The organism is Actinoplanes sandaracinus, from assembly GCF_030009775.1.
In the GTDB taxonomy this organism is placed as follows: domain Bacteria; phylum Actinomycetota; class Actinomycetes; order Mycobacteriales; family Micromonosporaceae; genus Actinoplanes; species Actinoplanes sandaracinus.
Genome location: NZ_JASCTH010000038.1, coordinates 59257 through 78118, shown reverse-complemented (window position 1 = coordinate 78118; position 18862 = coordinate 59257). Strand labels below are relative to the sequence as shown.

At 71.4% G+C, this 18862-nt stretch carries 20 protein-coding genes; 10 read left to right on the top strand and 10 right to left on the bottom strand.

From position 1 onward, the window contains the following. Window positions 1–18 precede the first annotated feature (18 nt). The 7 genes from QLQ12_RS40680 to QLQ12_RS40650 form a co-directional block, all read right to left on the bottom strand. Window positions 19–714: an LLM class F420-dependent oxidoreductase gene (locus tag QLQ12_RS40680; protein ID WP_282766352.1), complete on the bottom strand. Its 696-nt coding sequence runs from the start codon at window positions 712–714 to the stop codon at window positions 19–21. A gap of 22 nt (window positions 715–736) precedes the next feature. Then, window positions 737–1522 (bottom strand): hypothetical protein, encoded by a 786-nt coding sequence (locus QLQ12_RS40675; protein WP_282766350.1) that lies wholly within the window; start codon window positions 1520–1522, stop codon window positions 737–739. 26 nt (window positions 1523–1548) lie between these two features. Next, on the bottom strand, window positions 1549–2733 hold the full coding sequence (locus QLQ12_RS40670; RefSeq protein ID WP_282766349.1) for a WXG100 family type VII secretion target: 1185 nt from the start codon (window positions 2731–2733) through the stop codon (window positions 1549–1551). Beyond that, on the bottom strand, window positions 2733–3011 hold the full coding sequence (locus QLQ12_RS40665) for a hypothetical protein (protein WP_282766348.1): 279 nt from the start codon (window positions 3009–3011) through the stop codon (window positions 2733–2735). The genes QLQ12_RS40670 and QLQ12_RS40665 overlap by 1 nt, the downstream gene beginning before the upstream one ends. Beyond that, window positions 3011–3394 (bottom strand): SAV_915 family protein, encoded by a 384-nt coding sequence (locus QLQ12_RS40660; RefSeq protein WP_282766347.1) that lies wholly within the window; start codon window positions 3392–3394, stop codon window positions 3011–3013. The genes QLQ12_RS40665 and QLQ12_RS40660 overlap by 1 nt, the downstream gene beginning before the upstream one ends. A 318-nt stretch (window positions 3395–3712) precedes the next feature. Next, a complete protein-coding gene (locus tag QLQ12_RS40655; protein ID WP_282766346.1) occupies window positions 3713–4483 on the bottom strand; it encodes an LLM class F420-dependent oxidoreductase in 771 nt (256 codons plus the stop codon). 10 nt (window positions 4484–4493) lie between these two features. Beyond that, complete coding sequence (locus QLQ12_RS40650; protein WP_282766345.1) at window positions 4494–4958, bottom strand: hypothetical protein; 465 nt, start codon at window positions 4956–4958, stop codon at window positions 4494–4496. Between the two features lie 75 nt (window positions 4959–5033). Here QLQ12_RS40650 and QLQ12_RS40645 point away from each other — a divergent pair, with 75 nt between their 5' ends. Continuing rightward, window positions 5034–6854: a LamG domain-containing protein gene (locus tag QLQ12_RS40645; RefSeq protein WP_282766344.1), complete on the top strand. Its 1821-nt coding sequence runs from the start codon at window positions 5034–5036 to the stop codon at window positions 6852–6854. Between the two features lie 164 nt (window positions 6855–7018). On the opposite strand, the gene QLQ12_RS40640 is transcribed toward QLQ12_RS40645, so the two are convergent. Next, window positions 7019–8416 carry a DHA2 family efflux MFS transporter permease subunit gene (locus QLQ12_RS40640; protein ID WP_282766343.1) on the bottom strand — a complete coding sequence of 466 codons (1398 nt, stop codon included), beginning with the start codon at window positions 8414–8416 and terminating at the stop codon, window positions 7019–7021. Window positions 8417–8484: 68 nt separating this feature from the next. On the opposite strand from QLQ12_RS40640, the gene QLQ12_RS40635 reads away from it, so the two are divergent. Continuing rightward, entirely contained in the window at window positions 8485–9036 is a 552-nt protein-coding gene (locus tag QLQ12_RS40635; protein WP_282766342.1) for a TetR/AcrR family transcriptional regulator, read from the top strand. Window positions 9037–9040: 4 nt separating this feature from the next. Here the strand turns inward: QLQ12_RS40635 and folP are convergent, their stop codons facing one another. Continuing rightward, a complete protein-coding gene (gene folP, locus QLQ12_RS40630) occupies window positions 9041–9898 on the bottom strand; it encodes a dihydropteroate synthase (protein ID WP_282766340.1) in 858 nt (285 codons plus the stop codon). A gap of 192 nt (window positions 9899–10090) precedes the next feature. Here folP and QLQ12_RS40625 point away from each other — a divergent pair, with 192 nt between their 5' ends. The 6 genes from QLQ12_RS40625 to QLQ12_RS40600 all read left to right on the top strand — a co-directional run bounded on the left by QLQ12_RS40625 (window position 10091) and on the right by QLQ12_RS40600 (window position 14432). After that, the gene (locus tag QLQ12_RS40625; RefSeq protein WP_282766339.1) at window positions 10091–10912 is read left to right on the top strand and encodes a hypothetical protein; all 822 of its coding nucleotides are present in this window, start codon (window positions 10091–10093) and stop codon (window positions 10910–10912) included. Next, window positions 10909–11325: a phage holin family protein gene (locus QLQ12_RS40620; protein WP_282766338.1), complete on the top strand. Its 417-nt coding sequence runs from the start codon at window positions 10909–10911 to the stop codon at window positions 11323–11325. The genes QLQ12_RS40625 and QLQ12_RS40620 overlap by 4 nt, the downstream gene beginning before the upstream one ends. Beyond that, entirely contained in the window at window positions 11301–11930 is a 630-nt protein-coding gene (locus QLQ12_RS40615) for a DUF3618 domain-containing protein (RefSeq protein ID WP_282766337.1), read from the top strand. The genes QLQ12_RS40620 and QLQ12_RS40615 overlap by 25 nt, the downstream gene beginning before the upstream one ends. 44 nt (window positions 11931–11974) lie before the next feature. After that, entirely contained in the window at window positions 11975–12964 is a 990-nt protein-coding gene (locus QLQ12_RS40610; protein ID WP_407651691.1) for a TIGR03557 family F420-dependent LLM class oxidoreductase, read from the top strand. Further along, on the top strand, window positions 12961–13878 hold the full coding sequence (locus QLQ12_RS40605; protein WP_282766334.1) for a glycosyltransferase family 2 protein: 918 nt from the start codon (window positions 12961–12963) through the stop codon (window positions 13876–13878). The genes QLQ12_RS40610 and QLQ12_RS40605 overlap by 4 nt, the downstream gene beginning before the upstream one ends. 317 nt (window positions 13879–14195) lie before the next feature. Beyond that, window positions 14196–14432 (top strand): hypothetical protein, encoded by a 237-nt coding sequence (locus QLQ12_RS40600; RefSeq protein WP_282766333.1) that lies wholly within the window; start codon window positions 14196–14198, stop codon window positions 14430–14432. Window positions 14433–14539: 107 nt separating this feature from the next. Here the strand turns inward: QLQ12_RS40600 and QLQ12_RS40595 are convergent, their stop codons facing one another. After that, a complete protein-coding gene (locus tag QLQ12_RS40595; RefSeq protein ID WP_282766395.1) occupies window positions 14540–15946 on the bottom strand; it encodes an aldehyde dehydrogenase family protein in 1407 nt (468 codons plus the stop codon). A gap of 173 nt (window positions 15947–16119) precedes the next feature. Between QLQ12_RS40595 and QLQ12_RS40590 the strand changes: the two genes are divergently transcribed. Both QLQ12_RS40590 and QLQ12_RS40585 read left to right on the top strand, forming a co-directional pair. Beyond that, entirely contained in the window at window positions 16120–17754 is a 1635-nt protein-coding gene (locus QLQ12_RS40590) for a carbamoyltransferase family protein (protein ID WP_282766332.1), read from the top strand. Further along, window positions 17751–18833, top strand: coding sequence for a glycosyltransferase family 2 protein (locus tag QLQ12_RS40585; protein WP_282766330.1), 1083 nt, complete (start codon window positions 17751–17753; stop codon window positions 18831–18833). The genes QLQ12_RS40590 and QLQ12_RS40585 overlap by 4 nt, the downstream gene beginning before the upstream one ends. Window positions 18834–18862: the final 29 nt, after the last annotated feature.

Below are 18862 nucleotides of genomic sequence, written 5' to 3'. Positions count from 1 at the left end.
CAACCCCCGCCGCTAGTGTCAGGCGTTGAGTTTGTCGCGCCAGGTCAGGAACTCGCGGAGGTCGCTGAGGTCCGGGGCCGGGCCGCCGGTGTGGACGGTGAAGAGGCGGGCGCCGAGGTCGTACATCTTGTCGCGGTCCTCGATCTTGCCCATGACCGAGATCTCGATCTCGGCGGGGTCGCGGCCGATGTCGGCGCAGTGAGCGCCGAGGATGCCGAGTTTGCGTTCCAGGGTCTCCGGGTCGGAGAAGCTGTGCCAGATGTCGGCGTGTTTGGCGGTGAGGCGCGGGGTCTTCTTCTCGCCGCCGCCGCCGATGAGGACCGGGATGTCGCGGGTGGGCGGCGGGTTGAGCTTGCCCCAGCGGGACTCGATGCGGGGCAGGGCGGTGGCGAGGTCGTCGAGGCGGCTGCCGGCGGTGCCGAACTCGTAGCCGTACTCGGTGTAGTCGCGTTCGAACCAGCCGGAGCCGATGCCGAGGATCAGCCTGCCGTCGCTGATGTGGTCGACGGTGCGGGCCATGTCGGCGAGCAGTTCGGGGTTGCGGTAACTGTTGCAGGCCACCAGGGCGCCGATCTCGGCGCGGGACGTGGACTCGGCCCAGGCGGCGAGCATGGTCCAGCACTCGAAGTGCAGGCCGCCGGCCTCGCCGCTCAACGGGTAGAAATGATCCCCGTTTGTTCTGCCACCACATCCAGTCACACGACAAGTTCCCATGGTGTGGAACCTGTAGAACAGCTTAGCGGGGAGAACGGAGACGGGATCTCTGGTCGGGGTGATCGAAATAGAACCTGATCGCCTGGTACGCCGGTACCGCATTGGCGCCGAGCCATGAGGTGCGGGCGACAAGGAAGGGCAGGAGACCTCCCTCGAAGGTATGGAGGCGTCCGGTGTGGCGGCGTTCGCGGGTGCCGTCCATGGGCAGCGCCTTGACGGTGATCCACGGGCGGGGGCCCTCGCGGGCCTGGACGTCGACGACCGCGTCCCAGGGGACGAAATGTTCGAGGACCAGGGAACGATGGTAGATCCCGGAAGGGGTCAGCACGATGATGCCCGGAGCGAGGCGTAACAGGGTGAGGAGGAACCAGCCGACGAAGACGGCGAAACCTCCAGAGACGACCGCCAGCACCCAGCCGGTAACACTGCCGCCGGCGGCCGCCGCGACGGCAAACCCTCCGGCGAGCAGCACGACCAGCGCCAACGTCACAGTGAGCAAGTAGTAAGGCACGCGGGAATACGGGAAGGCCAACCCGCGCTCGCCCCGATCGTCGACGCCGGTCACGGGAGGCTCGGTCGCTGGCCTAGGGCGACGCAGACCCGTGATGCCGATGGCGGTGACATGGCCGACGAGGATGGCGGCCAAGCCGAATCCGATGGATTCCATGACATCACCGGTAACCGCGGCAGCCACCGAGACGACCGCGATGAGGCCGCTGATCAGAGCGAGGAAGGCCGCTGCCAGTACGCGGCCGACGGAGCGGTGAGGTGCCGGCCATCCGGTCGGTGGGGCGGATTCCAGTGGCATTCGCGTGTACGCCTTCGTGAGTCGGATCAGAAAATGCTGTTCCAGACCTTCTTCGCGTTGTTGGCGACGGCCTCCCCGGCGTCGCCGACTGCCTCGCCAGCGTTGCCGACCCCGTTTCCGATCGTACGGAAACCGTCCTCGATCGCCTTCTGTGTGCCTTCCGGGAGGCGATCATATGCGGCGTCGAGCGCTCCGCTGGTCGCCATTCCGACGATGATGCCGGCGCCGGCCCCGACGATGGTGCCCACCGGGCCGCCGATCGCCGTGCCGATCAGCGCGCCGGTCCCGGCGGCGGCGAGGGCGCCTCCGACCCCGCTGATAACGGCCTTTCCCACCGGTTTGCCGGTGTGGATGTCATAGCCGATGTCTGCGGCGGTGATTACCAGTCCGGCGATCGGAATTCGCGCACCGATCTTCGAGCCCGCCCGGGCGGCCTTCCGCTCGAACCCGTCCGCTTCCAGGAACTTCTTCCAGGAAAGATCGTTGAGCGCCTTCGACTTCGGCGTTCCGCCGCGTTCCTTCAGGTACTCCTTGATGGCGGCGTCGGACTCCGCCTTGAGCGCCTCGCTCGCCTTGCGCAGTTTGCTGACGTGCTGTGCGGCGAACCCGCCGATGACGCCCTCGTTGACGAACCCGGCTGCGACGAGAACCGGCTTCTTCCGCAGGTCGTCCAAAGCGTTGTTCAGCGTGTCCCGGCCGAAGGCGCGGAGTTCGTGAGCCCAGTTCGCCTGTGCCTCTGCCTGCGCGTAGGTGTTGACCTTGGCCATATGCGCGTTGTAGGCCGTCACCTGCGTGTCGTACATCTGAACCTGCTCAACGGCAGAGCCGGCGGAGGGCGTCGCGGGCAGTGGAGGGCCCATCCCCGGGTCCAGGATGGTGTCGCCCGCCAGAGCGAGGCCGCCGTCACGGGCGATGTCACGTGCGCGCTCCATGCCCATCTGGGCGGTGGTCAGATCGTCGGCGTAGGTGTCGAGTGACTGTGCGACACGCTCCGCATCGGCGCGCAGGCCGTCCGCTTGCCGTCCTCCGGAGTCCATGTTGCTGCGGAAGGCCGGCCCCGCATCGCCGGTCCAGCCGGCCTCAACCTCGTCGCGGACAGCGAATAGCTCAGTGACTGACTGGTCGACTGCGGTGGCCAATGAGCCTCGGATCCACGTCGCCGACGCTCGGATACCGGACGGTTCACCGGGGATGTGGGTGTCGATCGGCATCAGTACCCCCGAAGGGAGTCTGCCGCTGCCTGGTTCCGGGCTGCGTAGGTCCGGCGGGCCGCGTCGGCCTGCTCGCCGGCGCCCATCATTCCGAGGGCGAGGTTGGCGGCGCTCTCGGTGAGGTGCCCCATCGCCGCACCGATGATCCCGGAGACATCCCCGGCGTCCGGCATGGCGGGGACTGTTCGCCCGATGTCGTCGAGGGCGTTCGCCGACCACGTGAGACGTCCGGAGATCGTCTCCAGAGCCACGAGATCGACCGCGAGTTCTTCTGCCATCAGATCGCATCCCCCACGTGCCGGAGTTCCTCGGGGATGTCTAGATCGAGAAGAACCATTTCGAAACCAGTGGAGAGGCGGACCCGTTCGAGGTCCTCGCTGGCCAAGATGGTCCATGGTTGAGCGGGCCCGCAGTGGGCGACCAGGCGGTCCATCGCCGAGTAGACCAGAAGCGCGAGCCGGCCCTCGCGGGTCTGCCGTAGCTCGATCGTCATTTCCCCACTGCCCTGTTCCTGGCCGAACTGCATCGGAGCACACGGGACGTACACGATGGGCGGGAAGGTGTGCGCCGGATCGATCATTCCCCGTAGCAACCGTTCGGTGTCCGACGCATCGCCCTCCGAGAGACCCGGCATCGGTTGCTGACTACGAGCATCTGACATCGAGATGCCTCCTTGCGAAGGTGACGGATCAGCCGCTGAGAGGGTCGCTGCGGGCTCCCTGTTCCGATGTACACCGGCGATGTCAGCCAGGTTCAATGCAGGCGAGGAGCAGATCGATCGGCCACGGCTTCGTGATCACGCGGCAATCCAGCCCGGCTTAAGGGGTGATGCCGCAACCGAGACGCCAGCGCCCGGCGCTGAGAACATGCGGTCGGCCAGCCCAGAACGCGGGGTTCCGGGTTGGCCGACGGGAATGACCTTGTTCGAGGTCAGGCGAAAGGTCCTGCGGTAGTCCGTCAGGGACTTGCCAGTCCCGTTCTACGCGTTGCGCTGGTCGCGCCAGGTGAGGAATTCGCGGAGTTCGGTGAGGTCGGGGCTGGGGCCGCCGGTGTGGATGGTGAACAGGCGGGCGCCCAGCTCGTACATCTTGTCGCGGTCCTCGGTCTTGCCCATCACGGAGATCTCGATTCCGGACGGGTCGCGGCCGACGTCGGCGCAGTGATCACGCAGGATGCCGAGCTTGCGCTCCAACGTCGAAGGGTCGGAGAAGCTGTGCCAGATGTCGGCGTGCTTGGCCGTCAGACGAAGCGTCTTCTTCTCGCCTCCGCCGCCGATCAGGACCGGGATGTCGCGGGTCGGCTTGGGATTCAGCTTTTCCCAGCGGGACTCGATGCGAGGCAAAGCGGTCGCAAGGTCGTCGAGGCGGCCGCCGGCGGTGCCGAACTGATACCCGTACTCGGTGTAGTCACGTTCGAACCAGCCTGAGCCGATACCAAGGATCAGGCGGCCCTCGGAGATGTGGTCGACCGTGCGGGCCATGTCAGCGAGGAGTTCGGGATTGCGGTAGCTGTTACAGGCGACGAGAGCGCCGATCTCCACCCGGGACGTGGATTCGGCCCAAGCCGCAAGCATCGTCCAGCATTCGAAGTGCAGTCCGTCCGGTTCGCCACTCAAAGGGAAGAAGTGATCCCAGTTGAACAGGATGTCCACCCCGAGGTCGTCGGCCTCGGACGCGGTGCGGCGGATGGTGGCGTAGTCCATGTGTTGCGGCTGCAGCTGCAGCCCGATGCGAACCGGCCTATCGATCATGCATCCGAGACTACGTGCAGGTGCCGTCGAGCCTCTGGCCGATCGTGGCGAACTCGCCGTCGACGAACGCTTTCGGATCGGGCTGCCCGGCGCCCTCGGAGAGGGTGGCGGCGATGCTGTCGGCGGCCTTGCGCTGGGCCGGGTCGATCGCGGTCGCGCCCGCCGCGGTGACCTGCGTGGCCATGTCGGCGAGAACGCGCCGCATCTCTTCGGCGCCGCCACCGGCGAGCCGGACGATGCCGTCGGTGAGGACCTTGTAGACCGCGGTGCAGACGTACTCGGGCCGGCCCACGGAGGCGGACGGCGCGGGCGCGATGCTGACCGGGACGGGCAGGGATCCGGCCGGGACCTCGATCTCGATCCCGTCGCATCCGGAGGCCAGGCCGGCCAGCGCCGCGACCATCGCGACGGTCACGGCGGCGCGGCGGCGGTGCGGCGCGGTTCCCCGAGGCGCTGCTTGACGAGGCACGGTCATTCCCCTCCTTCGATGGCGTACGGGGAGCATAATGCCCGCCGCGACTTTTGCGGATCTCGGAAGTTAGCTACCTACGTGGCAAACATCCCCAAAAAGGCAAGAAACGCGGTACGCCGTGCGATCATCACCAGCCTCGCGACGGTGCTCGTCGCGGCCGGTGGCACGGCGTTCGCGGAGATCGTCTCGTCCCAGCCGGCAGCGTCCCCCTCGTTCAACGGCCCCGTCCACGCGGTCGCCTACCACGGCGACACCGTGTTCGTCGGCGGCAACTTCACCAGCGCCGTCGTCAACGGCAAGGCCCAGCCCCGGACCCGGCTCGCCGCGTTCGACGCGCGTACCGGCGAGTTGCGGGACTGGAAGCCGGTCGCCGACGCCAACGTGCGGGCCCTCGCCGTCGACGAAGGAGTCGTCTACGCGGCCGGCGACTTCGACACGATCAACGGCGAGACCCGGGACGCGGTCGCCGGCATCGGCATGGCCGACGGCGCGGTGACCCCGCTGCGGCACACCGTCCTCGGGCAGCCGAACGCGATCGCCACCGGCAACGGTCGGATCTACCTGGGCGGGCGGATCACCGCCGTGGACGGGGTGCCGCGCGCCAACCTGGCCGCGTTCACCGCCGGCAGCGGGGCCCTCGACCCGTGGGCGCCCACCACCGACGACACCGTCAACGCGCTCGCGGTCACGCCGGAACGGGTCTACGTCGGCGGCAGCTTCCACAAGACGAACAACGTGCGCTCCACGCTGCGGCTCGCGGCCGTCAACCCCGTCACCGGCGTCCTCGACAAGGGATTCGCGCCGAAACCGGTGTCCCAGGTGTTCGCGCTGGCCGCACACGCCGGCGGGGTGTTCGCGGCGCTCGGCGGGCAGGGGGGACGGGCGGTCTCCTACACGCCGGAAGGCCAGACCCGCTGGACCCGGGTCTTCGACGGCGACGCCCAGGCGATCACCCTGCTCGACGACGTCGTCTACGTCGGCGGCCACTTCGACAAGGCCTGCACCACCACCAACAACGGGGCTCGCGGCATCTGCACCGACGGCTCGGTGGCCCGCGGCAAGCCCGCGGCCGTCGACGCCGACGGCAACCTGCTCGAATGGGCGCCGCAGGCCAACGGCGTCGCCGGCACCCGGCAACTGGCGGCCAGCCCCCGGCTAGGGGCGGTCAGCGCGGTCGGCGACTTCACTCTCGTCGGCGGGGCCAGCCGGAAACGGTACGTCGAGTTCACCGGCGTCGCGCCGCGCGTCGAACGGGCCGCGGTCGACGACGTGGCCGCCTACAACTTCGACACCACGATCGCCGACGGCACCTTCGACGACGGATCGGGGCACGGGCACCTGCTGCGGGCGGTCACTCGCCACGGCGGCGCACCGCGGATGATCGCGCACGACGCCGGGCAGGCCCTCCAGTTCCCGGCCAAGTGCGCCGGCGACGCCTGCCCCCGCCTGATCCTGCAGGCGCAGGACACCGCCGACCTCAACCCCGGCAACAAGCCGCTGCGGTACGGGGCCGGCGTGCTGCTGTCCCCGGCGGAGACCGGCCGCGGCGAGAACATCCTGCAGAAGGGCTACTCGAACGGCGGCGGCCAGTACAAGCTGCAGGTCGACGGGCTGTCCGGCAAACCGAGCTGCGGCATCAGCGACAAGACCGGGACCACGGTGTACGTGGCCCGCAGCCGCACCTCGGTGGCCGACGGCAAGTGGCACAGCCTGGAGTGCCGGCGCACCGGACCGACCCTGGCGATCCTGGTCGACGACCGCCTCGAAACGGTGACCGCGCTGCCGGCCGACCTGTCGGTGGAGACGGACCAGCCGTTCACCGTCGGCGGCAAGGGCGTCGGCCAGAACAACGACCAGTTCCACGGCACCCTCGACGACGTCTGGGTCCAGATCGGCTGAGGTCGCCCGCGGCGGAGAACCGGGAAACGAGGGCTTCGTGAGGTGGCGCCGGGTCTTCGCGGCGGAGCAGGCACCGTGTGCCGGTCGGTGGGCCGGCACACGGTGGACCGTCGGCGCATCGAAGGTCATCGTCGCAGGCGTGTTGTGCGGGTGCAACAGCCCGTTCAGGTACCGCTGGGCAGGCGTGTCGCGACGACCGCTCCGGCCGCCAGGATCGCCGCGCCGGTCAGCACCGCGGGGACCACACCGTCCACGAAGTTCTGGCCGCTCGCGAATCCGCCGTACGTGCTGAACACCGACGACAGCGCGGCGACGCCCACCGCCACCCCGAACTCGCGGATGGTGTTGTTGGCGCCGGACGCCATGCCCCGCTGCTGCGCGGTCACGCTGGCCAGGGCGATCGTGCTGATCGGCGCGAAGGTCAGGCCCATCCCGATGCCGGCCAGCACGAACGCTCCGACGAAACTGCCGTAGCTCGCGTCCGGGGTGGTGGCCAGGCCGACCCAGAGCAGGCCGGCGGCCAGGAACACCTGTCCGGCCACGACCAGGTTGCGCATGCCGAGGCGGGCGCCGAAGATGCCGGCGAGCGGGGCGACCACCATCGGGGCGGCCGTCCACGGCAGGGTCCGCAGCCCGGACTCCAGCGGGCTCAGGCCCTGCACCACCTGGAAGAACTGGGCGAGCAGGAAGACCGAGCCGAAGGCGCCCGCGGAGAAGGTCAGGGTCACGATGTTGACCAGGCCGAACGAGCGGGAGCGGAACAGGCTCAGCGACAGCATCGGGGCGCGGTTGCGGGCCTGCCAGAACAGGAACGCGGTGAACAGCGCGGCGCCGGCGCCGAGCATGACCGGCACCCGGCCGGTGGTCCAGCCGCGGTCGGGGCCGTCGACGATTCCCCAGATCAGCAGCAGCATGCCGGTGGACGAGAGCACCAGGCCGAGCGGATCGAGGCGGCGGGCACCGCCACGGGACTCGTCCAGCACGACGGCGGCAAGTACCAGCGCGACCACGCCGATCGGGACGTTGACCCAGAAGATCCAGTTCCAGGTGAGGCCGTCGACGACCACGCCGCCGACGACCGGACCGACCGCGACGCCGAGGCCGGTGATGCCGCCCCAGATGCCGACCGCGGCGTTGCGCAGCCGGTCGGGGACGGCGGCGGCGAGCAGCGTGAGGGAGAGCGGGGCGATGGCCGCGCCGCCGATGCCCTGGACGGCTCGCGCCGCGGTGAGCTGCCACGGCTCGGTGGCCAGCGCGGCGGCGGCCGAGGCGACGGTGAACAGGGCGATGCCGGCCAGGTACATCCGGCGGCGGCCGAGCCGGTCGCCGAGCGCGGACGCGGTGAGCAGGAACGCGGCGAACGGCAGCGTGTACGCGTTGACGAACCACTGCAGGTCGGCGATGGACGCGCCGAGCTCGGTGCGGATGACCGGGAGGGCGGTGCTGACGACGAGGTTGTCGAGCGCGCCCATGAAGGCCGGGATGCCGACGGCGGCGATCACCAGCCCGAACGGTCTGGTCCTTCTCTGGGGTGGAATGCCGGTGCTGAGGGTGGTGGTCACAGACTTCCCCTGAAGTTGTTATCGACTGATAACTAAGGACGGTAAGCATCGACTGATAACCTGTCAACATGGTTCGGACGCGCCTCACCGCCCAGGAACGCCACGCCCAGCTCGTCGAGGCCGCCGTCACCGCCTTCGCGCAAGGTGGTTACGCGGGCACGACGACGGATCAGGTGGCCCGCATCGCAGGGGTCTCCCAGCCCTATGTGATCCGCATCTTCGGCTCGAAGCAGGAGCTGTTCCTCGCGACGATGCGCTACGCCGGCGACCGGGTGCAGGAGAAGTGGCGGGCCGCGGCCCAACAGGACCCCACCCTGGGAGGGCTCGGCCGGGCCTTCAAGGACCTGCTCGGCGAGCGGGACCTGCTGGTCGTGCTGCTGCACGGTTACGCCGCGGCCGCCGACCCGGCCATCGGCGATACGGTCCGCCAGTGCTACGGCGACCTGTTCACGCTCGTGCGGGAGCTGACCGGGGCGTCCGCCGAACAGGCCCGGGACTTCTTCGCCGGCGGCATGCTGGTCACGGTGCTCGGCGCGATGCGGGTGCTCGGCCCCGACCCGGTGCCGCCCCAGCCGTGGATGACCGACCTGCTCGGCGTCCTGCCGTACGCCGAGGGTTAGGTCGTCACATGTTGTGGCGGGTGTAAGCGGGCGCCCGCCAGCCCAGCATCGCCTCGGTCATCCGGATCGCGTCGGCGGCGGCGCGCACGTCGTGCACCCGCATGATGCGTGCCCCGCGCTCGATGCAGAACACCAGCGTCGCCAGCGTGCCGGCGAGCCGTTCGGTCTGCGGCCGGTCCAGGGTCTCGCCGATGAAGTCCTTGTTGCTCAGTGCCGCGAGCGTCGGATAGCCGAGGCCGGAGACCTCGTCCAGCCGCCGGCACAGCTCCAGCGAGTGGTGGGTGTTCTTGTTCAGGTCGTGGCCCGGGTCGATGATGATCTGGTCCGGGCGGACGCCGCGCGACAGCGCCAGGTCCACCTTCCGCCGGAGGAAGGCGACCACCTCGGCGGTGACGTCGCCGTAGCGCGGGCTCGGGTACGCGGTGCGTGGCGCGGCCAGGCTGTGACAGATCACCAGCTGGGCGTCGGTGCCCACGACCGCGTCCGCCATCGCCGGGTCCCGCAGGCCGGACGTGTCGTTGACGACCCCGGCGCCCGCCCTGATCACCTCGGCCGCCACCTCGGGACGGAACGTGTCGACCGAGACCACGGCCAGGTCCCGGGCCGCCTCGACGACCGGCAGCACTCGGTCCAGTTCCTCGGCGGCGCTCACCTCGGGGCCGGGGGCGAACGGCACACCGCCGATGTCGATCCAGTCGGCGCCGTCGGCGGCCGCGGCCCGGACCGCCTCGGCGGCCTTCTCCAGGGCGAACGTGCGGCCCTTGTCGTGGAACGAGTCGGGGGTGCGGTTCACGATCGCCATCACCACGACCTGGCGGGAGAAGTCGTAGGTCCGGCCGCCGATCACGCGCTTGTCACTCACGAATGGCGACCCTAACAAAGCCGTCCTGGGCGCCGAGCGGTACGCCGTACCCCCGATCAGCGGTTTTATGGGTTTCGGAGTTGACGTCATTCATCACATCGGGAGGTGAATCGACCGTCGTTAACGGGGTAGCAAGGGGCGTGAGCGCAGCGACCACAGCGGCCTCAAGAACGCAACCCCTCGGAGGAATCCATGAGTGACGTCTCAAGCGCCGGTCGCGTGCCGGATCCCGCGTACCCGATCGACGTGCCCTCGCAGCCGGCCTACCCGGCCGACGTGCCCTCGCAGCCGGCCTACGGGTCCGGCCCCGCCACCGGCGGTCAGACGCAGGAGCAGTCGAAGCCGCGTCAGGTCGCCGAGCAGACCAGGACGGCGGCCGGCCAGGCGGCCGGTGACGTCAAAGAGACCGCCAAGGAGCAGGCGCAGCGGGTCGGCGCCGAGGCGAGGAACCAAGCCCGCACCGTGGCGTCGGAGGTTCGCGACAAGCTCACCGAGCAGGCCCACGCCCAGAACGGCCGCCTCGTCGGCAGCATCCGGCAGACCGCCGACCACCTCGACGAGATGCGCGGCGCCCGCGAGGACTCGCCGGCCGCCGCCGTGGTGTCCCGGATCGCCGAGGGTGGCCGCCAGTTCGCCGACTACCTCGACCGCAACGGCCCCGACGGCGTGCTCCGCGAGGTCGAGGACTTCGCCCGCCGCCGGCCCGGCGCCTTCCTCGCCACCGCGCTGGCCGCCGGGTTCGTGGTCGGCCGGCTCGGCAAGAGCGTCGCCAAGGCCGACTCGGGCGCCGACGCCGACAAGCCCACCAGCGACACGTTCACCTCGGGCTACGAGACCCCCGGCTACGCCACCACCCCGCCGGCTACCAGCGGTCAGGACACCGTCGAGACGGCCGGCTACACGCCCGCGGCCACCGGCTCCGGCTACGTCACCCCGGCCACCACGCAGTACACCGCCACCGGCACCGGGACGCCGGCCGTGACCGAACGGACCGACCCGGAGTTCCGGTCATGACCACCCCGTACCGCAACGAGCCCGCCGACCCGGTCGCCGAGACCTCGATCGGCGACATCATCGGCAACATCAGCGACGACCTGTCGCAGCTGTTCCGCCAGGAGGTCGCGCTCGCCAAGGCGGAGATCCAGCAGGAGGCCACCAAGGCCGGCAAGGCCGCCGGAATGCTCGGCGGCGCCGGGTTCGCCGGCTACCTGGCCGTGGTGCTGCTCAGCTTCGCCGTCGTCTTCGGCCTCAGCAACGTGATGGATCCCGGCTTGGCGGCGCTCATCGTCGCGATCATCTGGGGCGCGATCGGTGCCGTGCTGTTCGTCAACGGCCGCAAGAAGCTCAAGACCGTGGACCCGGTGCCGCGCCGCACCACCGAAACTCTGAAGGAGGACGCCCAATGGCTGAAGAACCCGACCGGCTGAAGCGGGACATCGAGAACACCCGGGCGTCGCTGACCCGCGACGTCGACCTGCTGGCCGAGAAGACGAGCCCGCGTCAGGTCGCGAAGCGACGCTGGACCGCGGTGAAGGAGAAGGTCATGGGCACGACGGAGGACACCACGTACGCGGCCCGCCAGCAGGCGCACCGCGTCTCGGACAAGGCTTCCGAACTGACGGACGCCGCGAGCCAGAAGGCGTCGGCGCTGTCGGATGCCACCGGAGAGAAGGCCTCGGCCGCCGCCGACCGGGTTCGGCAGGCCCCGCAGGCGGTCGCCCGGCAGACCCAGGGCAACCCGCTCGCCGCCGGCATCATCGCCTTCGGCGTCGGCCTGCTCACCGCGTCGCTGATGCCGGTCACCGAGGCCGAGCGCCGGGCCGGACAGCAGCTCAAGGAGCACAGCGGCGACCTCACCGACAAGGTCAAGGACGTCGCCGGCGACCTCAAGGACGAACTCGGGGGCACCGTGCAGCAGGCCGCCGGCCAGGTCCGCGAGACCGCCCGGGACGCGGCGCAGACCACCAAGGAGACCGCGCGTTCCGACGCGCAGGACGTCCGCCAGCAGGCGCGCCACGCCGCTAACTCCTGACCGCGGCGTCATGACAGGCCGGCCCACGGGCCGGCCTGTCACGTTTGTCTCGGCGCGGCGCGGGAATCGCGACCACCATGAGACTGGGATACAAGCTCGCCGCCGAGGCGTTCGACCCGAAGGAACTCGTCCGCCAAGCCGTCCGCGCCGAGGAGGCCGGCTTCGACTTCGTCGAGATCAGCGACCACTTCCACCCGTGGCTCGAGGCGCAGGGGCACTCGCCGTTCGCCTGGAACGTGCTCAGCGTGATCGCCGCCCGCACCCACACCCTCGGGCTCGCCACCGGGGTGACCTGCCCCAGCGTGCGCTATCACCCGGCGATCATCGCGCAGGCCGCGGCGACCCTGGCGATCCTCTCCGACGGGCGGTTCACCCTCGGCGTCGGCTCGGGGGAGCGCCTGAACGAGCACGTGGTCGGGCAGGGGGCGTTCGGCAGCGTGCGGCAACGACACGAGCGGCTGCGGGAGGCCTTGGAGATCATCAACCTGTTGTGGCAGGGCGGCTACCAGTCCTACGAGGGGAAGTACCTTCAGCTCGAGGACGCCCGGATCTTCGACCTGCCGCCGACGCCGCCGGCGATCGCGGTCGCCGCCGGTGGCAGGACCGCGGCCGCCCTGGCCGCCACGCACGGCACCGGCCTGTTCGCCACCGAGCCGCGGGCCGACCTGGTCACCACCTTCACCGAGCAGGGTGGGCGTGGGCCGAAGTACGCGGAGATGCCGGTCGCGTGGGCGCCGACCGTGGACGAGGCCGTCAAGGAGGCGCACCGGACCACGCGCTGGGCGGTGACCGGCTGGAAGGTGATGGCGGAACTGCCCAACCCGGTCAACTTCGAGGCCGCCTCCGCCACCGTCACCGAGGACGACGTCCGGCGGTTCGTCACCGCCGGCCCCGACCCCGAGCCGTACGCCGAGAAGTTCCGCGAGTACGCCGACGCCGGCTATGACCACATCGTCCTGATGAACGCCGGCCCCGACCCGGACGGCTTCCTCGACTTCTTCGCCAAGACCCTCCGCGACCGGCTCATCCGATGACCGACCGGCTCTCCCCGCGCGACGCCGTCCGGGAGCCCCGGCTCCCCGCCGGCGACGGCGTCCGCGAGGACGGTGGCCCGGAGACCTCGCGGGTCACCGTGGTCGTCGCGACCCGGGATCGCGGCGATCGCCTCGCCGAGACCATCCCCGAACACCGGGCGCACGTCATCCTGGTCGACAACGCCTCCACCGACGGCAGCCCCGAGGCGATCCGGGAGGCCTTTCCGGCCGTCGAGGTGGTCCGGCTCGCCGAGAACCGCGGCGCCGCCGCCCGCAACGAGGGCGTCCGCCGAGCCGCCACCCCCTATGTGGCGTTCGCCGACGACGACTCGTACTGGACCGAAGGCTCTCTCGCCCGGGCCGCCGCCCTCTTCGACGCCCATCCGAGGCTCGGCCTGCTCACCGCCCGCGTCCTGGTCGGCCCTTCCGGCCGGCCCGACCCGATCTCCGCGGCACAGGCCGCCGCCCCGCTCGGCGCCCCGCCCGGCGCGCCCGGCCCGTCGGTCCTCGGCTTCCTGTCCTGCGCCGTGGTGGTCCGGCGCTCGGCGTTCCTCGACGTGGGCGGCTTCGAGCCACGCCTGTTCGTCTACGGCGAGGAGGCGCTGCTGGCGATGGACCTGGCCGCCGCCGGCTGGTGGCTCTGTTACGACCCGTCCCTGGTGGTCCGGCACTTCCCGCTGCCCGCGGGCCGCAACCGCGCCGCCCGGCAGCGCATCGAAGCCCGCAACCGCCTGCTCACCGCCCTGCTCCGCCGCCCTCCGGGCGTCATCGCCGGCACCCTGGCTTCCAGCTTCCGGGAATCGCCGCCCGCGCTCTGGGACGTCGCCCGATCCCTGCCGTGGGCGCTCCGGCACCGTCACCCCCTGCCCGCCGAGGTCGAGGCCGCCCTCACCCATCTGGCCGCCCAACCCTGATTTCGTACGGCTACCGAACCCCGAGCCGTGGCCACCACGCGAGGCGGCGCCGCACCGGCCCGCAGCGCGGCCACCGGGCTGCGGCGTGGTCACCGCCTGTCGCGTGACGCGGGCCGTCACCCTTGCGGGGGACTTCGGTGGATCGCCGCCCGCCGCCAACGCTAGCCTCGCCTGGTCGTCGACGTTGCTCACGGGGGGCAGCCAGACGGCCGTTGCTATGTTTGCGGCCTCCGAGCAGGGCTTGGCACCATCAGGCTTCACCAGCGCATACCTCACTTGCACGCGGCTCGGCGCGGGCTCGATGAAGGGTGCGGGCGTTGCACTGGCTCCTTTTCGTTCTGGCTCTGGCGTTCATCCCACTTCTGGCGCTGTTCGCCTGGCTCGGCTTCAACCTGATCCTGGTCAAGTGGCACGGGTTGCGGGCGCTCGACAAGACGCCGCAGATCTACCGGCCGTTCCGCCCGCAGGAGTGGACAGTGCGCAGGCTGCCGGTCGACCCGGCGCAGCCGCCAGCGGATCCACAGGCGACCAACGGTCTGCCGCCCGCCGTCTGAGGGGCCGCCGGTCTCGGCGGGAGACGATGCGGACCCACGGGGTGTGACCGCGCACCGCGAGCGGATAGCGCTGTCAAGAGCCCGCTCTCGCACTTCTCGGCCGCTGGTCACCAGCCGGTGGGGGGCGCCTCCAGGTGGAGCACTGTGGTCACGGTCATCTCGTCGAGGAGTTCCGGGCCGTACCCGAAGCCCTGCCCGCTGCCGCGGCGCGGATGCGCGGCGCCGCCCGGAGCCCCGCCGAACACCGCGTTGACCTTGACGGTGCCCACCGGCAACTCCCGCCACGCCCGCTGGGCGTTGCTCATCGACGGCGTGAGAACCGAGGCGGCGAGACCGTACGGCGAATCAGCGGCCCGGCCCAGCGCCTCGTCGAAGGAGTCCACCGTGGCCACCGGGGCGACCGGCCCGAACGTCTCCTCACGCATCACCGCCATGTCGTCGCTGCAGCCGGAGAGGACGGTCGGCGGGTACCAGGCGCCCGCGCCTCCGGGGATCTCCCCGCCGTGGACCAGCGTGGCCCCGGCCCGCAGGGCGGTCCGCACCTGCTCGTGCACGGTCTCGCGCAGCCTCCGGTCGACCAGCGGCCCGATCTGTTTGCTCCAGGTCTCCGCTTCCGCGGCCAGCGCTTCGGTGAACGGCCCGGCCACGTCGCGGTGCACGTAGATCCGTTCGACGGCGACGCAGATCTGCCCCGAGTTGGCGAACGCGCCGAGCGCCGCCTGCCCGGCGGCCCACACCGGGTCGACGCCGGCGTCCACGATCAGGGGGTCGCTGCCGCCGTTCTCCAGCAGCGCTTTCGCCCCGGTCCGGGCGCAGGCCGCGGCGATCGCGCGGCCGGCGGCGGTGGAGCCGACGTGCGCGACGACGTCCACGTCTGCGGCGGCCAGGGCGGCGCCCGCCGGCCCGTCGCCGTGCACCGTGTTCAGGACGCCCGCGGGCAGGTGGGGCGCGATCAGCCGGGCCAGCCGCCAGCCGGTCGCCGGGGTGCGCTCGCTCGGTTTGTACACGACCGTGTTGCCGGTGACGAGGGCGGCGCCGAGCAGTCCGCAGGAGACGGCGACCGGGTCGTTCCACGGGGTGATCACCGCGACCACCCCGCGCGGCCGGTACGCCATCAGGTCGATCGCGTCGTGGTCGCCGGCCAGGCTGCGGCCGCGGTGGGTGGGGCCGAGTTCGGCGTACTGGCGCAGGGTGCCGACGCCGGCGGCGATGGAGTCGCGGGCGCCGTCGACCGGCTTGCCCATCTCGGCGGCCATGATCTCGGCGAGGTCGCCGGCCTCGGCCTCGATCGCGTCGGCGGCGGCGTGCAGGGCGCCGGCGCGGGCGGCCGGCGCGGTCCGGGACCACTGTGGCGCGGCGCGGCGGGCCGCCGCGACGGCATCGCTCACGTCGGTGTCGGAGGCGACGGGCACCCGGCTCACCGGGCGGTCGTCGCGCGGGTCGCTGACGGTCAGAATCTGTTCGCCGGCGCGGGAAGACCAATGGCCGTCGATGAGTTGTTCCACCTCGTACATGTGGCCAGTCTTCCCGCGCTGCATCGCATGAAACCTTGACGTGCAGCAAATATCTCCTCAAGGGAGATGCCGATCAGTGCAGGTCAGCGGGCAGATTTGGGAACGTGTACCTCTTTCAGGAGAAGTCGATGATCATGTGAGTAAGTGAAAAATTACGGGGTATCCGGCCCGCCATGCGTGTTCTCGGGATCAACGCGATCTTTCATGATCCGTCGGCGGCTCTGATCGTCGACGGTCGCGTCGTGGCCGCCGCCGAGGAAGAGCGGTTCAGCCGCCGTAAGCACGGCAAGCGGCCGGTGCCGTTCTCGGCGTGGGAGCTGCCGGAGCTCTCCGCCGCCTGGTGCCTCGAAGAGGCCGGGCTGCGGCCGGGCGACCTGGACGCGGTCGCCTACTCGTTCGACCCGGCGCTCTGCCGGGACCAGGCCGACCTCGGTCTCGCCGACCCGTGGGACCACTTGCGCGCCGACTACGCCCGCCGGGCCCCGCAGTTCCTGGCCACCGCGCTGCCCGGCCTCGACGCCGACCAGGTGCGGTTCGTGCCGCACCACGTCGCGCACGCCGCGTCGGCCGGGCTCAGCGTGCCGGAGGACAGCGCGGTCCTGGTCCTCGATGGACGCGGGGAGTCGGCCAGCCACCTGGCCGGCGCCTACCGCGGCGGCGTCCTGGAGACGTTCCGGAGCCAGGAGCTGCCACACTCGCTCGGCCTGCTCTATGAGGACCTGACCCGGCACCTCGGGTTCATGCACTCCAGCGACGAGTACAAGGTGATGGCCCTCGCCTCGTACGGCCGTCCCAAGTTCCTCGGCCTGTTGCGTGAGCTGGTCCGCGCCGACGGCGAGGGCGGGTTCACGATCGACCGGATCGACTGGGACGCCCTGGCCAAGGCCCGTGCCGCCGACGGCGAGATGACCGAGGCGCACGCCGACCTGGCCTCCAGTGTGCAGGTGCGCCTGGAGGAGGTGCTGCTCGACCTGGCGCGGTGGACCCATCAGGCGTCCGGCGGCCTGAAGACCCTGACCATGGCCGGTGGCACCGCGCTGAACTGCGTGGCCAACGCCCGGATCGCCGCCGAGGGCCCGTTCGAGCGGGTCTGGGTGCAGCCGGCCGCCGGCGACGCCGGAACCGCCCTCGGCGCGGCCCTCGCCGTGGCCGGGCGCAGCATCCCGTTCGGCACCGCCGCACTCGGCCGGGGCTGGAGCGACGACGCGCTGGAGGCCGAACTGCGACGGGCGGCGGTGCCGTACACCAGGCCCGCGTCGATCGCCGCCGAGGCCGCCGCCGTGCTGGCCCGCAACGGGATCGTCGCCTGGTACCAGGGCCGCAGCGAGTACGGCCCCCGTGCGCTCGGGCACCGCTCGCTGCTCGCCCACCCCGGCGACCGGGACACCCAGACCCGGATGAACGACGTCAAGGGCCGTGAGCAGTTCCGGCCGATCGCCCCGATGGTCCGGGCGGAACGCTTCCACGACATCTTCGAGGGCGTCTACCCGAGCCCGTACATGCTCTTCGTCCACAAGGTGAAACCGGACTGGCGCGACCGCATCCCGGCCGTCACACACGTCGACGGCACCGCCCGCGTCCAGACCGTCCACACCGACACCGAACCGGTGGTCGCCGCGATGCTGGCCGAGTTCGAGCAGCTCACCGGCTTGCCGGTGGTCGTCAACACGTCGCTGAACACCGCCGGACGGCCGATGGTGGACACCCCGCGCGAGGCCCTGGAACTGTTCGGCTCGGCGCCGGTCGACCTGCTGGCCCTCGGGCCGTTCGCGGTGCACCGCGCCCAGGTCTACGGGAGCGCGCGTTGACCGCCGTCAGCATCGTCGTGCCGACGCTCGGCCGGCCGAGCCTGGCCGCGCTGCTGCACGCGCTCGGCCCGCTGCCGGACGGCATGGAGATCCTGATCGTCGACGACCGGCCGGACCGGCGTGCCCCGCTGGAACTTCCGCCCGCCACGCCGGCCCGGGTGATCCCGGGCCGCGCCGCCGGCCCGGCCGCCGCCCGCAACACCGGCTGGCGCAACGCCACCCGCGAATGGGTGGCGTTCCTCGACGACGACGTGCTGCCGGAACCCGGCTGGACCGCCCGCCTCGCCGCCGACCTGGGCGAAGCCGCGCCGGGCGTGGGGGGAGTGCAGGGCAACGTGGACGTCCCGCTGCCCGAGGGCCACCGGCCGACGGACTGGGAACGGGTCACCGCGGGCCTCGCCGACGGCGAGTGGATCACCGCGGACATGGCCTACCGCCGCGCCGCGCTGGCGCGCAGCGGCGGCTTCGACGAACGCCTTCCGCGCGCCTTCCGCGAGGACGCCGAACTCGCCCACCGGGTCCGGCGGGCCGGGTGGGAGCTGTGCCGCGGACGCCGCCGGGTCACCCATCCGGTGCGCCCGGAGAACCGGTGGATCAGCGTACGCACCCAGCGCGGCAACGCTGACGACGCGCTTCTGCGGCATCTGTACGGGCCGCGCTGGCGCACCCGGCTCGGTGTTCCGCCCGGCCGCCGCCACCGGCACGCCGCGATCACCGCCTGCCTGGCCGCCGCGCTGGCCGGCGCCACCGCCCGCCTGGTCACCGGCCGTCGCGGCTGGACCGTGGCCGTGGGCGTGGCCGCGGCCGGCTGGGCGGCCGGCACCGCCGAGTTCGCCGCGGCCCGCATCGCTCCCGGCCCCCGCGACCACCGCGAGGTCACCACCATGCTGCTGACCAGCGTCGCCATCCCCCCGGTGGCGGTCACTCACTGGCTGCGCGGCTGGCTGCGCTGGCGCGGCGCCGAACCGCTGCCCGAGGTTCCCACCGCCGCGACCCGCGTCTGTGCCCCGACCTCCGGCGTGACCCTCCCGGGTGGCCGAGCCGTTTCCGGCAGCGCGCGAGCCGGGGTACGCCGGTGACCGCGCCCCGCAACGCCGTCACTCCGAAC

Coding starts and splice junctions, on each gene's coding strand:
- QLQ12_RS40680 (WP_282766352.1), bottom strand. CDS start 714: ATGGGAACTTGTCGTGTGACTGGATGTGGTGGCAGAACAAACGGGGAT.
- QLQ12_RS40675 (WP_282766350.1), bottom strand. CDS start 1,522: ATGCCACTGGAATCCGCCCCACCGACCGGATGGCCGGCACCTCACCGC.
- QLQ12_RS40670 (WP_282766349.1), bottom strand. CDS start 2,733: ATGCCGATCGACACCCACATCCCCGGTGAACCGTCCGGTATCCGAGCG.
- QLQ12_RS40665 (WP_282766348.1), bottom strand. CDS start 3,011: ATGGCAGAAGAACTCGCGGTCGATCTCGTGGCTCTGGAGACGATCTCC.
- QLQ12_RS40660 (WP_282766347.1), bottom strand. CDS start 3,394: ATGTCAGATGCTCGTAGTCAGCAACCGATGCCGGGTCTCTCGGAGGGC.
- QLQ12_RS40655 (WP_282766346.1), bottom strand. CDS start 4,483: ATGATCGATAGGCCGGTTCGCATCGGGCTGCAGCTGCAGCCGCAACAC.
- QLQ12_RS40650 (WP_282766345.1), bottom strand. CDS start 4,958: ATGACCGTGCCTCGTCAAGCAGCGCCTCGGGGAACCGCGCCGCACCGC.
- QLQ12_RS40635 (WP_282766342.1), top strand. CDS start 8,485: ATGGTTCGGACGCGCCTCACCGCCCAGGAACGCCACGCCCAGCTCGTC.
- QLQ12_RS40625 (WP_282766339.1), top strand. CDS start 10,091: ATGAGTGACGTCTCAAGCGCCGGTCGCGTGCCGGATCCCGCGTACCCG.
- QLQ12_RS40620 (WP_282766338.1), top strand. CDS start 10,909: ATGACCACCCCGTACCGCAACGAGCCCGCCGACCCGGTCGCCGAGACC.
- QLQ12_RS40615 (WP_282766337.1), top strand. CDS start 11,301: ATGGCTGAAGAACCCGACCGGCTGAAGCGGGACATCGAGAACACCCGG.
- QLQ12_RS40605 (WP_282766334.1), top strand. CDS start 12,961: ATGACCGACCGGCTCTCCCCGCGCGACGCCGTCCGGGAGCCCCGGCTC.
- QLQ12_RS40595 (WP_282766395.1), bottom strand. CDS start 15,946: ATGTACGAGGTGGAACAACTCATCGACGGCCATTGGTCTTCCCGCGCC.
- QLQ12_RS40590 (WP_282766332.1), top strand. CDS start 16,120: ATGCGTGTTCTCGGGATCAACGCGATCTTTCATGATCCGTCGGCGGCT.